A 12,770-nucleotide genomic window follows, 5' to 3' on the forward strand; every position below is an offset into this window, starting at 1 on the left:
AAAAACTTCTGAGTCTTTCAAACAGTTTAAGCCGTTGTGTGCGTCTCGTCATCTCGCTCAAAATCAAGCGATTATCGAAGCTTTTCGTTACTTTTCCTTTCAGATGAGCAAAAGAACCTGAATACCGGGCCACTCACGACTTTTCGGATTACATCGGACTGAAAAAAACACCGGAACCGCCATTTTACCGTTCATTAACCCAATGCTGAAAGCCATTTCGCCACATATTCACGAACTGACGCCAATGCGCCTCAACGTGCCTGTCAACGAACGACCAGAGCCCTTCCATCTTCGGCAGGTCGGCACTCATGATATCGGCAACTCTTCTTCCTGTGAACAACGCCTCCAACCACATGCGACATGAAAGGAGCAATCAGAAAAATAAGCATCAACGGATATAAGTCGATTCGTGAGTTGAAGGAGTTTGAACTCCGTGATCTGAACATCATCATCGGGGCCAATGGCTCCGGAAAAAGCAATCTTGTACAGGTTTTTCAGTTGCTGATGGCGATGTCCCGCAAAGAGATGCAGAAGTTTGTCCTTGAAAACGGAGGGGCTGACAATTTTCTCTACAATGGCCCCAGGAACACTCCCGCAATACTGATGGAGTTTGAATTCGAATCCCATAGTGAATACAGACAAGGATCGAACTTCTACCGTTTAGAATTGACTCCTACCGTAGAGGATACATTTCTTGTCAGTGAAGAACGAAAATATGTTACGACGAATTGGCGGCCTTATGGCAGCCCGTCACTCGAAAGCCGACTGGAGGACGAGCGGGAAGAGCCATCCGCTACGGGAGGACATGGGGTGGGCTATTTCGTTTATGAGTCGATTGCAAACTGGATGGTCTATCACTTCCATGACACCAGTTCCACGGCTCCTATGCGCCGCTACCAGGCCATCGAAGACAATGCAAAACTCAGAAGCGACGGCGGCAATATCGCCCCGTTTCTCTTGAAATTGAAAACCGGCAACAAATTTCCTTCCCCTTCATATTATCGGGATATAGTCAATTCCATCCGACTGGTCATACCTTTTTTTGACGACTTCCGTCTTGATGTTATCAATAAGGGTGATAAAGATATGGTCAGACTGAGTTGGCAACAAAAAGGCTCCGATTTTCCGATGCAGCCCTATCATTTTTCCGATGGCTCCATTCGGTTCATCTGCCTGGCTACTGCATTGTTGAATCCATATCCGCCTTCCGTCATTGTCATTGACGAACCGGAACTGGGCCTGCATCCGGAGGCCATAAGGATTCTCGGAGAACTGATTCGTGATGCGGCCAAACGAACGCAGATCATTGTCGCAACGCAGTCCCCCCTGCTGCTCGATCAGTTTTCCATCGAAGATATCGTGGTGGTAAACCGCAAAGAAGGACAATCGGTATTTGAACGCTTGCAACGTGCCGATTTCGATGAATGGCTGAATAATTATTCTGTCGGGGAGCTCTGGTCAAGGAATATCATTGCCGGGGGCACTTGTCATGAATGAGTACGCGGAAGTGATTGTGCTTTCAGAGGGGCTGACAGAGATGCTCTTCGTCAAGCAGTTACTGGCTCCGTATCTGGCTCAGCAAGGTATCTATATCACCCCTGTCATTCTTGATAAACCCGGTGAAAAAGGTGGTGACGTGAAATTTGCACGTGCCCGGAACGACATCGGGAAACATCTGAAACAAAGAAACAACACATTTGTGACGCTCTTTGTCGATTACTATGGCATTGACAGTGATTGGCCGGGATACGCGGAATCAAAAAAGCAAGCGCAGCACACCCGTAAGGCCCAGATCATGAACCAGGCTACGGCTGAAGAGATCAATACCCTGTTTTCAGGGTTCGATGCCGCCCGGCGTTTCATTCCTTATCTCTCCATGTATGAGATCGAAGCCCTCTACTTCAGTGACCCGCCTGGTCTTGCCGAACAGTCTGGAGTGCCGCAAAAAGCTATCGAGCAGATTCTGGCCGCATGCGACGAGCCGGAGAACATCAACGATCACTCAACAACCGCTCCTTCAAAAAGGCTGGAAAAACTATCGAGCCGGTTCAAAAAAACCACAACCGGCATTGCCATAGCAACTGCTATAGGCATCCCTAAAATGCGGGAATCATGCCCGTTATTCAATAACTGGGTAACAAAACTCGAAAATCTCTCGCACTGACAATTCAGGGCACATCTGAGTAATATTCCATGATCCGAACGTTACTTTTTCGATGTAACCTTGAATCAGAACCTGAAGCAATGCAGCATGCTGCCGGACAATAACGCAAGCTCAATTATCAGAAGCACATCTCTGGTATGAAATCAATCAACCGAAATGGCCGAATTCTGATGAATTTATTTTCGATACTGTTGCACGCATATCGCCTCTGATTTAAAATGGATTGTTACACCCTCACTTCCTCAGTTTCAGAAGAAACCTGACAACCCCGATAATCGCCGCGCCGGCAATGAGGAACGGCCAGAGAGAGATGGCGCCAAGCAGAAACGAAAGGAAGTTGTTCCACCCTTCGCTGAAGGCCAGGCCGAAGCGGGATGCGAAGCCCTGCATTTCGGGTTTGAGCTGGTAGAAGGTAACGGTGAGGGTACTGAGGCCGATGCGGTTCCGGAGGTATTTCAGGCGACCTTCGAGGGATTCGATTTCAGAACGAACCTCCGAGATATACTTTTCGGTTTCAAGCACGTCGCGCACCGAGGCAGCTTTCGCAAGCAGGGCAATATAGCGTTCCTCGGTGGCTTTCTTGACCTTGAGCCTTTGGGAGATATCGATGAACTCTTCGGTGACGTCGGTAGCTGTGATGCTCTTGCTGTCGAACCGGACGACTCCTTTTTCGAGGTCACCGAGAAAAGCGTCGAACCTGTCGGCGGGAATGCGGAGCGTCATGCGCTGTTCGATGCGGTCCGAGCCCTTGTTCTGCTCGTCATTGGAAATGTACGCCTTGTGACTCCTGACAAGGCTCTCTATCCATGTTTTCGTCTTTTTCAGATCGGAGGTTTCGAATACGGCCTGCCCTTCTCGGATGATCTGCTGGGCGACCTGAGGAATAGCGGCCGGTTGCGTCGATCCTGCGCTGACGTCCTCGGCTGCGACCTCGGGAGAGGGCGCCACAGGCGACTCGGCTGCCACCCTGCTCTCCACAGCCGATCCGGCTGCCGGCATGTCGGAGATCGCAGCCTCGTACTGTTTGTCCTGTCCGCTGCAGGCCGTCATGGCGAGCAGGAGAAGCAGGCTGAGGAGATATCTGAACGGTGTTTTCATATCGGAGAAGTGGCAATTATTTGGTTATAGCAAGTATTGTTCAGGTTCACGAACATATTCAGAGCCCCATCGCATACTGAGTGAGTGACGAGAGGGCAATGGCAATCGAAAAGCTCAGCAATGTACCGATAATGATGTATTCGGCCTGTTTCTGTTTTTTGGCTTCTTCGAAGCGCAGTATCGATTTTGCCGCGACGAGAAAGCCGATGCCCTCCGGTTGCCCGATCATGGTAAGAAGGAAAATCAAGGCACGTTCGAGGTAACCGATATACCTGCCGCCCCCTGGCAGCCCGTCGAAATCCAGATTATTGTTGCGAAGAAGGTTGCCACAGAACCAGGCTACAGGAAAACCGCCACCTCTGACAACTGCGAAAAACCCGGCGACTTCGACGATATACCTGTACCCGATTCCCGAAAACTCCGGAATAATAGCGTTCTTAACCAGTAACGAGGCGAGAATCAGGAGGCTCATGAGATGCAGCGCCTGATCGATGAGAAACATGTTCAGGTCTTCCCGCTGATAGCGCTGTTTGAACAGGTCGATCGCGCCGTGGGCGAGCATGACGAAGAGAGGCACCTGCCAGCATCCGAAAGTCTGCAGCAGCAGCCAGGCAAGCAGTCCGTGAATTGCCGCATGCAGCAGCATGGGAAACGGCTGCCGTTTGCTCCTTACCATATGGTCCGGCTGAAAAACAAAATCCCCAAGTATATGAGCGGATATGAGGATGACTGCTATCTTTTCCATCTATCAGATATGAATCCATCTTGTTCATCCGACAGGACAAGGCCAGAAAAGCAAGCTTTTAAGCTTTCTTTCGATGTTTGCAAGCCCTCATGCTTGCACATATCCAGCATGCAATGATCCGGCAATCTTCTTTTCCAGCCGCGCCAGCACATCATGCACCGTACCCCAATGCGCTCTCGACAACGAATCGCCTATTGCCTGCCGGGTAGGAACAGCCTCCTGTTTTGAAAGCAGATAATCAGCAGTTTGAACCTGCGTTTTTCCAAGAAGCGCTGCCGACACCACACCGGATTCGACTGGAGTCCAATCGGTAACCACGCAGTCGAGAAGCGGTACGACGCCAAGCGAAACGTCATGCCAGTCGTCCGCATCCGCAAATGATCCATCGAAAGCAAGATGTGCGGTTTTCATTCCGTCCAGGCCCCTGCCTGAAAGAGTAAATGCGATACCGCGAGAATCAGATATCCGGTTTTCCGCCACGAAATCGACGGAACCGATGCCGATTGAAATGCGGGTATCATACTTGATGCCGGCACTGGACTTCATTTTGAGTATGCAACGGAGAAAAAGGGCGACCCTGAAAGCTAAAACAGGATTATTGAGCAGGAGTTGCCAGCTGTCGTGCCGGAAGGTATCCATTTCCTTGTGGATTGCTCCGGGATAAACCGCATTGAATGTGCATGCGGCGGATTTCAGCCCGTCCATGGCCTCACGGCTCTGATCGCTCGTCAGACGCGACGATCTGACCAGGTCGCCGGTCAGAACGGCATGGATATTTCCGGTAACGATCATAGGAATAAAACATGAAAATTCTTTTGCTTCAAGATACGCAAAAGAGACGATGGTCAAATGCATTCCGGCTTGCTGGAACAGGAGGTGGGCAGGAAGAAGAGCAGAAAGTTGCACGTCCACTCTGTCTTTGGCATAAATCGTGAACAGAGTGGACGGCTCTCATGAAAAGCTCAGGCAATCTCGACCAGCTCTATCTCGAAGGTCAACTGCTGGCCTGCAAGCGGATGGTTGGCGTCAAGCGTAACGGCTTCGTCGGAAAGATCCACAATCATCACGATTGCCTGCTGGCCGTCTGCAAGCCCTACCTGCAGCTGCTGGCCGACTTCAAGTTCCATATCCGCTGGAAACCTGTCGCGGCCGACTTCAGTTACAAGCTCGATACTGTGCTGACCGTAGGCGTCATCAGGCTCGATAACGGTCGTGCGGATCTGACCGGTTTCCATGCCGAGCACCGCGATATCGAATCCAGGAATGACCTGTCCTCCTCCGATGGTGAACTGCAAGGGTTCGCGGTTTGCCGACGTATCGAACATGGTGCCGTCATCGAGCGTGCCGGTGTAATGGACTTTGACGGTATCTCCCTGTTTGGCTTGAGCCATATCTACTCTCCTTTTGAAACAATGATCGAAATTTTTCATACGGTGCCGAACCATCACCGGTAGCTTATGGGAACCTCTAAAAAGTGTGATGAGCGAACAAAGTGCAAGGCGGACGGAGCGGAGAAACCGGAGTGTACACCACAGTACATGAGGATTTCGAGCACCGACCAACCCGAGCAATTTGAGTGCGTAATACTTTTCAGAGGTTCCCTTATGTAACAGCAATGCCCCCGACAGCCAGTAAAGCTATGGAAAAAAGTACAAAAATCACACCAGGAAAGAGTTCACATCTCCCCGGCAGCTGCGGCGGCGGCCTCCGTGCCGCCTTCACCCACATCCATTCGCACTTTGGGAAGCCCGCCGGGAAATTTCGTCCTTATGAATTCGATAAGGTGTTCCCTTACCAGACAGCGCAACTCCCAGGCATCCGAAGAGTTTGCCGCGCTCATCAGCGCACGCACTTCGACGGATTTTTCCGTCGTATTGGTAACATGCATTTTCACCACACGGCCGTCCCATAGGGATGAAGCAGCCACTATGCGCTCCAGTTCGCGTCGCAATGCGTCGATCGGTATTGCGTAATCCGTGTAGAGATAAACCGTGCCGAGCAGTTCGGCCGAAATCCTTGTCCAATTCTCGAAAGGACGATCGATAAACCAGGTGATTGGCACGATGAGCCGCCTCTGATCCCACAGCTGTACAACGACATAGGTCAACGTAATCTCCTCGATGCGTCCCCACTCGCTTTCGACCACCACGACATCGCCGATCCTTATTGGCTGCGTAATCGCTATCTGGATGCCTGCTATCAGAGTGGCGAGACTCTTCTGCGCGGCAAAGCCGAGAATAACGCCGGCGATACCGGCCGAAGCAAGAATGCTGAGTCCCACCTGCCTGACGGTATCGAAGGTCATCAGCACGCCCGAAACGGCAATCAGTACTATCAGCACATTGAAAATCTTTCTTGCAAGGCTCACGTGCGTCGCAATTTTTCTCGACTCTTCTGTCAGGCCGTCGTCCGCTGAATAATGCTGCAGCATGAACTGCTCGCCGACCATGAGCAGACGCAGGAGGAACCAGGCAAAACCGATGATGGAAACGATCAGGAGCGCATGACGGAGAAGATCTCCGAGATCCGTTGAAAGCGGAATGTAGTGCAGGAACGCGCCGAGACCTATGAGCGCTGTAAAGAGCCTGAAAGGCCAGACCAGCAATTCGAACGGAATGCCGATCTCCCTGATCGAGGACCGGACTCTCCTGATCACCTTTCCGAATACCGAATTCGATACCAGATAGAAGAGTACCGCAAGCGCCACAATCAGCAAGGGCACCAGATAGGTGCCCCGCATCAGATCACTGAAAAAATCTGCTCTATCCATCTCCATGAAGTTTCAGAAATGAACGGTTACCCTTTGAGTCGCTCACACTCGGCTTTTGAACGGATGACGCAATCCTCAATGGCCATGCCGCCGAAATAGTTGCCGCAGAGAAGCAGATTCTTTTTACCCTGAAGAAGGGCATTGGTTTTCTCAAGCCATTGCGCATGGGTCATGCGCAGCGACGGCACCGTATTGACTCTGGTGACAGTATGCTCGATTTTCGAAAAACCGACGCCGAGAACGCTGGTGATCCGATCGCGTTTGGTTTTCTCGTCGAGCCCCGGCCTGAAATGGAATGCGAACCCGCGGAAGGTATCGTCCGGCACCGTATCGCGGGAGACTGCGGAGAAGAAAACGTCGCCCGGCGAGATCAGCGCCGCTACCGGCTTGAGAGAAATATTCTCCTTGCGGACGATGACGCCGACCGAATCCACCGTAGCCGCCTTCAGTTGGCCGAGATGGTTGGCGATATCGGGATTGACGTCCCGCAGCAGGAAAGAGGAGATTGCCGATGGCATGGCAAGGGCGAGGGTAGAAGCAATAAACTCACCACCCCCGGCGGTTCTGAGCAGATACTTTCCACTCTCGAGCCGAACGTTCTGCACATCCATACCGGTAAAAATGCTGATGCCCTTCCGGGCGGCAATGGCATAAGCCACGCTCTGCAGACCATCCTGGAAAGTATAGTTTTTCAGCACGTCCTTTCGCTTTTCACGGCTCTTGAACATCATGTCCGCCGGAAAATCGTCGGTCGGCTGTGAAGGTACGGCATTGAAGAAATGGCTGACGACATCCCGGTAATTGTGTTCGCCGACTATCTTCGAATAATACGACTTCACGCTCTGACCGGTCTTCTTCAGCTTGAAGAGGTTCGGGGCCGACATGAGCAGTTCGGGAATGCTCAGCTGCGAAACGATTGACTTGATCTGACCGTCGATCATCAGGGAAAACGGTACCTTGGCCCTCGGTATGATGGCATCCATCATGCCGCATCCTTCGACGATATCGAGCAGGTTCTGATAGGAACTGTAGCAGGTATGGGCTCCGAGTTCAAGCCAGAAATCTCTTCCCGACGAAGAATATTTCGGAGAAGCGAACGAACCGCCGACCTCGCTGTTCTTTTCAAGCAGGGCGGTCTTCATTCCGGCCTGAGCGCAGTACCAGGCAAGGCTCAAGCCGCTTATACCGGCTCCGACGACGACAACATCATGTTCCTTCATGGCAGAATAAATATTCAGGAAAAGCATTAAAGAGACTGCCGGCGACCTGGCAGAAGCCTTTCAGCAGAATGCCCCGGCAACAACAACCGGGACAATTTAGCTAAAACGGGCAAGAACGCCAGTGAAAAAAACGGCAGAGCAACCCGGAGAGGCCATCGGCGCAAAAAAGAAAGTCAGTTGAAACAAGGCAGAAAAACCCGTTATGATCGAACTTCGCCGATGCGATAGTTCTCTGCATAACGCACATAATTCTCGGGAGACTCCTCAATGTTCCGTCGTTCCGCATCGGTAACCGGACGGATCACTTTGGCCGGAACGCCGGCTGCCAGCATTCCGGAAGGCACCCTGAACCCCTGCTTCACCAGCGAGCCCGCCGCGACTAACGACCAGGGTTCCACCACGCAATCGTCAAGCAGCACCGCGCCCATGCCGATCAGCACGTAATCCTGCACCGTGCAGGCATGAAGCACCGCCCCATGGCCGATCGTAACGCAATCGCCGATGTTCAGAGGCCCGGTATCATGGGTCACATGCAGCGTCGCATTGTCCTGCACGCTGCACTTCCGGCCAATGCGGATCGGACATACGTCGCCCCTCACCACGGCATTGAACCAGATGCTCGACTGCTCGCCGATCTCGACGTCACCTATCACGAAAGCGCCTTCGGTCATGAATACCGATTCATGGATCCGGGGCCAGACACCCTTGTAAGGCATTACTTTTCCCATGCTATTGCACCGATTAATTGTAAATTCATAATCATCGACACAGTATAGCAAAATAGAGCTAAAGACACTCACATCGCACGACAATGAAATCCGTACTGAGCTGCAGCGGACTGAAAAAAATATATAACAAGCGAGAAGTAGTTAAAAGCTCCTCGCTGGAAGTCCGGCAGGGAGAAATAGTCGGCCTCCTGGGACCGAACGGCGCCGGAAAAACCACGACGTTCTACATGATCGTCGGCCTTGTGAAACCCGACGGCGGCAAGGTAATGTTTGACCAGGCGGAAATAACCCTGCTGCCCATGTACAAACGCTCCCGGCTCGGCATCGGATACCTGCCTCAGGAAGCATCTGTCTTCCGCAAACTGAGCGTCGAAGAGAATATCCTCGGCGTACTCGAGTTCACACCTCTCTCCAGAGCCGAAAGGAAGGAAAAAACCGAAAAATTGCTCGAAGACCTCGGCATTGCGCACATCCGCAAAAGCATGGGCTACGCCCTTTCAGGCGGCGAGCGCCGACGGACCGAAATCGCCAGGGCACTTGCGCTCGATCCGAAATTCATCCTGCTCGACGAACCGTTCGCCGGCGTCGACCCGATTGCGGTTGAAGACATCCAGGATATCGTCGAGGGACTGAAGAAGCGCGACATCGGCGTACTCATTACCGACCACAACGTGCACGAAACCCTCTCGATCACCAATCACGCCTATCTGCTCTTCGACGGCAGCATCTTCATGCAGGGCACCCCTCAGGAGATCGCAGACAACCCCGAAGCCCGAAAACACTATCTTGGCGAAAAGTTCACCCTCGAACGCTACTGAACAGAATCAGCCGGCACCTGCATGCGTCTTTTACACGGCAGAAAAAAGAGTTGGATATTTTATATTTTTTTCTTCGAAAAATAAAGGGTATCATGTCCTTTCAGACCAACAGTTGGCCTGAAAGCTTTCAAGTGATTTGTGCTTTTGGTTATTTGACAGCCTTTCTCTTTTCGATCAAAGCACGAATACTATTTGCTACACTATGAACATTTACATTGGCAACCTTGATTACGGCGTAACCGAATCCGATCTCCGCGAAACTTTCGGCGAATTCGGCGAAGTATCAAGCTCAAGCGTCATCACCGACAAGTTCACCGGCCGCTCCAAAGGTTTCGGCTTCGTTGAAATGCCCAACAATGCGGAAGCTTCAGAAGCTATTTCGGCACTGAACGACACCGACATGAACGGCAGAACCATCAAGGTAAACGAGGCAAAACCCCGCGAACAGCGTCCGATGTCACGCCCGAGGTATTGAGCCATACCGTTTGATAAAAAAGCCGCCGTTTCAACACAGCGGCTTTTTTATTGTCCTCCCGCCGCATTACCGGAAAATACCGTCTGTAACTTTTCTTGCCTCCTCCAGTCCGATGGTGTATCTTTCCGTAAAAGCTGATTTCAGCATACGTTTCCATATTGAGTCCTATGATTGCCGAACAATTCCTGTTCCGCGCCGAAGGGGAGTTCATCCGGCTCCCGGTATGGGGGCACATCCCCCTGAGCAACCCGATGAAACATATTCTCTCCCACCCCTCGTTTCTCCGGCTCAAAGGCATAAGGCAGCTTTCGTTTTCGCAGCAGGTATACCCGGGAGCGACGCATACCCGATTCGAGCACTCGATCGGTGTCTACCACCTTATGAAGCTGATACTGCAGCGCATGGTAAGCAATCCGCTGGCCGGAAACCTGCAGGACGATCGGCTCCGTTTCGACGACCGGAACTGTCGCCTGCTGCTTGCAACCTGCCTCCTGCACGATATCGGCCACTACCCGCATGCGCATGTGATTGAGGAACGGATACCTTCCGGCGGTTCCGGCCCGGTATTCGAGCATCACGAAAATCTCTCCGCACGCTTCATCTATCAGGAAAAACCGGGATTTCCCTCTATAGCGGAAACCCTGCTGGAAGAGTGGAAGGTTGACCCGGAAGAGGTAATCGCGCTGATCCGGGGCACATCGCAGAGCGGACCGGGAAAGCTTATCAGCGGCACCCTCGATCCCGATAAAATGGACTACCTGATGCGCGATGCGCATCATTGCAACATCCCCTACGGCAGCATCGACATCGAACGACTGATCGAGTCTTTCGTACCCGATCCCGAACGGCAGCGATTCGCCATTACGGAAAAAGGTATCGCGCCGCTCGAAAGCCTGCTGTTCGCCAAATACATGATGATGCGAAACGTCTATTGGCACCATACCGGGCGCGCGCTTTCAGTCATGCTCCGCCGTCTGCTTCAGGCGGTAATCGACGAAGATCTGCTCGATAGCCGGCAGCTTGGAGATCTCTTCTACGACAATGCGGACGACCGGGTGCTCTTCGAACTCAAAACGCTGCTGTCCGGCAGATCGACAGAGATACACCGTCTGCTTGACGACATCCTGCAGCGCAGGGTATACAAACGGGCAATAACCATTCAGCCATACACGGACGGCATTCCGGATGAACGCTGGTTTGCTTTCGCCTCTGACAATACGCTATGCAGGCAGAAAGAACTTGAAATATGCGGCCTGCTCGAAAAGCGATGCGGCATCAGTCTGAGCGGTCTCGAAGTACTGATCGACGCTCCTTCGGGCAAGGACATATTCGACTACAATGATCTCCGGGAATTAAGGGTCTACCCTACCCGATCGAAACATCTGCACTATTCGCTGGAGCTCACCTCCGAATACTGCCGTTTCGACGATTTCGGCGAATCGGTATTCCGCTCGGATTTTATTCTCTCGTTCGAACGTTACACTAAAAAATTCCGGTTGCTCTGCCGCGACGATCTTGTCGAAAGGGTATCGCAACACATGAACACGATTGTCGACATCCTGCAACCGTAATTATGGTATATTGCAAAGATAAACTCAAACACATACCTGATATGGAACAGCAACAGGACAAATTCTACAAGGGACTTTTCTTCGGAGCAGCGCTCGGAGCCGCAGCAGGGACCATCATGGGACTGCTTTTCGCCCCGCACAAGGGAACGGAAACCCAGCAGATCATCTCGGGAAAAGTAAAACATGCGATCGACAAGGCATCGGACTATTACGAAAGCTCCGAACCTGACAGCACCTACTCAAACGAGGCAAAGAAACGCTCTCAGGAGATCATCGATACGGCACGCGACGAAGCGAAAAAAATCCTTAACGAGGCGAACAATCTCATCCGCGAAATCAAGGGTCACGCAAAACAGGAAAACGACTGAACGATGCTGACCTGCAAAAAAACAACAGCCGCTCAGGACTGCAACCACGGTTACGCTGTCATGCTCCTCCATGCCTTTCCGGTATCTTCAGACATGTGGGTTCAGCAGCTCGATGCGCTTGAAAAGGATAAAACAGCCGCAATCGCGCCCAACTCCTACGGCATAGAAGGATCTGAAGAACGCGCCTCATGGAACTTCAGGGAGTATGCGGAAGAACTTGCCGGAATGCTCGACGCCATAGGATGCCGTAAAGCCACAATCGTCGGACTCTCCATGGGAGGCTATCAGGCACTCGCCTTTTACAGGCTGTTCCCTGAACGAACGGCATCGCTCGTACTCTGCGATACCAGGGCGGAAGCCGATGCTGCCGATGCCGCAATACAGCGGCAGGAGTTCATCGATGCCGTGGAGCGCGGAGGCCCGGAGGAAGCCGTGAAACGCATGATTCCGAACTACTTCACTCCCGAAACACACAACGGCAATCCTCAGCTGGTGAAGCGAGCCGAAACGATGATAGCCGCACAGTCCGTTACCGCCATCACTTCGGCTATGAAAGCCATCATGAGCCGCGAGGATTCGAGAGCGCTTCTGCCTCAAATCTCATGCCCGGTTCTGGTGCTGAACGGACTGGAAGACCGGCTCACCACGCCTGAAACCGCCGAAGGGATTGCTGCAGGAATCCCCGGAGCCGCTATAGAGCTGATCGAAAATGCCGCTCACCTCTCGAACATGGAACAGCCCGATCGCTTCAACCGGGCGCTGCTCGATCATATCCGGCAGGTAACGCGAGGCTGAAGCATCTGTCGAATCATG

At 52.2% G+C, this 12,770-nt stretch carries 14 protein-coding genes; 7 read left to right on the top strand and 7 right to left on the bottom strand.

Features of this window, described 5'->3' with window-relative positions:
- Positions 1-360: 360 nt before the first annotated feature.
- Both K4305_RS03085 and K4305_RS03090 read left to right on the top strand, forming a co-directional pair.
- Positions 361-1,497, top strand: coding sequence for an AAA family ATPase (locus K4305_RS03085; protein WP_331560871.1), 1,137 nt, complete (start codon positions 361-363; stop codon positions 1,495-1,497).
- Positions 1,490-2,164 carry a DUF4276 family protein gene (locus K4305_RS03090; RefSeq protein ID WP_331560872.1) on the top strand — a complete coding sequence of 225 codons (675 nt, stop codon included), beginning with the start codon at positions 1,490-1,492 and terminating at the stop codon, positions 2,162-2,164. The genes K4305_RS03085 and K4305_RS03090 overlap by 8 nt, the downstream gene beginning before the upstream one ends.
- A 234-nt stretch (positions 2,165-2,398) precedes the next feature.
- Here K4305_RS03090 and K4305_RS03095 read toward each other — a convergent pair whose 3' ends face one another.
- From K4305_RS03095 to K4305_RS03125, 7 genes are all read right to left on the bottom strand, one after another.
- Positions 2,399-3,262, bottom strand: a complete 864-nt coding sequence (locus K4305_RS03095; RefSeq protein WP_331560873.1) for a DUF4349 domain-containing protein — start codon at positions 3,260-3,262, stop codon at positions 2,399-2,401.
- A gap of 58 nt (positions 3,263-3,320) precedes the next feature.
- Complete coding sequence (locus K4305_RS03100; RefSeq protein WP_331560875.1) at positions 3,321-4,007, bottom strand: DUF3307 domain-containing protein; 687 nt, start codon at positions 4,005-4,007, stop codon at positions 3,321-3,323.
- An 87-nt stretch (positions 4,008-4,094) separates the two neighbouring features.
- Positions 4,095-4,862, bottom strand: a complete 768-nt coding sequence (locus K4305_RS03105; RefSeq protein ID WP_331560876.1) for a hypothetical protein — start codon at positions 4,860-4,862, stop codon at positions 4,095-4,097.
- A gap of 107 nt (positions 4,863-4,969) precedes the next feature.
- Positions 4,970-5,398 (bottom strand): FKBP-type peptidyl-prolyl cis-trans isomerase, encoded by a 429-nt coding sequence (locus tag K4305_RS03110; RefSeq protein WP_331560877.1) that lies wholly within the window; start codon positions 5,396-5,398, stop codon positions 4,970-4,972.
- A 284-nt stretch (positions 5,399-5,682) separates the two neighbouring features.
- A complete protein-coding gene (locus tag K4305_RS03115) occupies positions 5,683-6,777 on the bottom strand; it encodes a mechanosensitive ion channel family protein (protein WP_331560878.1) in 1,095 nt (364 codons plus the stop codon).
- 26 nt (positions 6,778-6,803) lie between these two features.
- Complete coding sequence (locus K4305_RS03120) at positions 6,804-7,997, bottom strand: protoporphyrinogen/coproporphyrinogen oxidase (protein WP_331560879.1); 1,194 nt, start codon at positions 7,995-7,997, stop codon at positions 6,804-6,806.
- A gap of 200 nt (positions 7,998-8,197) precedes the next feature.
- Positions 8,198-8,725: a gamma carbonic anhydrase family protein gene (locus K4305_RS03125; RefSeq protein ID WP_331560880.1), complete on the bottom strand. Its 528-nt coding sequence runs from the start codon at positions 8,723-8,725 to the stop codon at positions 8,198-8,200.
- An 83-nt stretch (positions 8,726-8,808) separates the two neighbouring features.
- Here K4305_RS03125 and lptB point away from each other — a divergent pair, with 83 nt between their 5' ends.
- The 5 genes from lptB to K4305_RS03150 all read left to right on the top strand — a co-directional run bounded on the left by lptB (position 8,809) and on the right by K4305_RS03150 (position 12,752).
- Positions 8,809-9,543 (top strand): LPS export ABC transporter ATP-binding protein, encoded by a 735-nt coding sequence (gene lptB, locus K4305_RS03130; RefSeq protein ID WP_331560881.1) that lies wholly within the window; start codon positions 8,809-8,811, stop codon positions 9,541-9,543.
- A gap of 202 nt (positions 9,544-9,745) precedes the next feature.
- The gene (locus K4305_RS03135; protein WP_292000818.1) at positions 9,746-10,018 is read left to right on the top strand and encodes an RNA recognition motif domain-containing protein; all 273 of its coding nucleotides are present in this window, start codon (positions 9,746-9,748) and stop codon (positions 10,016-10,018) included.
- 167 nt (positions 10,019-10,185) lie between these two features.
- Positions 10,186-11,589, top strand: a complete 1,404-nt coding sequence (locus K4305_RS03140; RefSeq protein WP_331560882.1) for an HD domain-containing protein — start codon at positions 10,186-10,188, stop codon at positions 11,587-11,589.
- Positions 11,590-11,630: 41 nt separating this feature from the next.
- Positions 11,631-11,957 carry a YtxH domain-containing protein gene (locus tag K4305_RS03145; RefSeq protein ID WP_331560883.1) on the top strand — a complete coding sequence of 109 codons (327 nt, stop codon included), beginning with the start codon at positions 11,631-11,633 and terminating at the stop codon, positions 11,955-11,957.
- Between the two features lie 3 nt (positions 11,958-11,960).
- Positions 11,961-12,752 (top strand): alpha/beta fold hydrolase, encoded by a 792-nt coding sequence (locus K4305_RS03150; RefSeq protein WP_331560884.1) that lies wholly within the window; start codon positions 11,961-11,963, stop codon positions 12,750-12,752.
- Positions 12,753-12,770 lie beyond the last annotated feature (18 nt).

The sequence above is a fragment of the Chlorobium sp. genome, assembly GCF_036528655.1.
GTDB lineage: Bacteria > Bacteroidota > Chlorobiia > Chlorobiales > Chlorobiaceae > Chlorobium.

Bases quoted from the DNA above. Each gene is read 5' to 3' on its own strand.
- K4305_RS03085 (WP_331560871.1), top strand. From the start codon at position 361: ATGAAAGGAGCAATCAGAAAAATAAGCATCAACGGATATAAGTCGATT.
- K4305_RS03090 (WP_331560872.1), top strand. From the start codon at position 1,490: ATGAATGAGTACGCGGAAGTGATTGTGCTTTCAGAGGGGCTGACAGAG.
- K4305_RS03095 (WP_331560873.1), bottom strand. From the start codon at position 3,262: ATGAAAACACCGTTCAGATATCTCCTCAGCCTGCTTCTCCTGCTCGCC.
- K4305_RS03100 (WP_331560875.1), bottom strand. From the start codon at position 4,007: ATGGAAAAGATAGCAGTCATCCTCATATCCGCTCATATACTTGGGGAT.
- K4305_RS03105 (WP_331560876.1), bottom strand. From the start codon at position 4,862: ATGCATTTGACCATCGTCTCTTTTGCGTATCTTGAAGCAAAAGAATTT.
- K4305_RS03110 (WP_331560877.1), bottom strand. From the start codon at position 5,398: ATGGCTCAAGCCAAACAGGGAGATACCGTCAAAGTCCATTACACCGGC.
- K4305_RS03115 (WP_331560878.1), bottom strand. From the start codon at position 6,777: ATGGATAGAGCAGATTTTTTCAGTGATCTGATGCGGGGCACCTATCTG.
- K4305_RS03120 (WP_331560879.1), bottom strand. From the start codon at position 7,997: ATGAAGGAACATGATGTTGTCGTCGTCGGAGCCGGTATAAGCGGCTTG.
- K4305_RS03125 (WP_331560880.1), bottom strand. From the start codon at position 8,725: ATGGGAAAAGTAATGCCTTACAAGGGTGTCTGGCCCCGGATCCATGAA.
- lptB (WP_331560881.1), top strand. From the start codon at position 8,809: ATGAAATCCGTACTGAGCTGCAGCGGACTGAAAAAAATATATAACAAG.
- K4305_RS03135 (WP_292000818.1), top strand. From the start codon at position 9,746: ATGAACATTTACATTGGCAACCTTGATTACGGCGTAACCGAATCCGAT.
- K4305_RS03140 (WP_331560882.1), top strand. From the start codon at position 10,186: ATGATTGCCGAACAATTCCTGTTCCGCGCCGAAGGGGAGTTCATCCGG.
- K4305_RS03145 (WP_331560883.1), top strand. From the start codon at position 11,631: ATGGAACAGCAACAGGACAAATTCTACAAGGGACTTTTCTTCGGAGCA.
- K4305_RS03150 (WP_331560884.1), top strand. From the start codon at position 11,961: ATGCTGACCTGCAAAAAAACAACAGCCGCTCAGGACTGCAACCACGGT.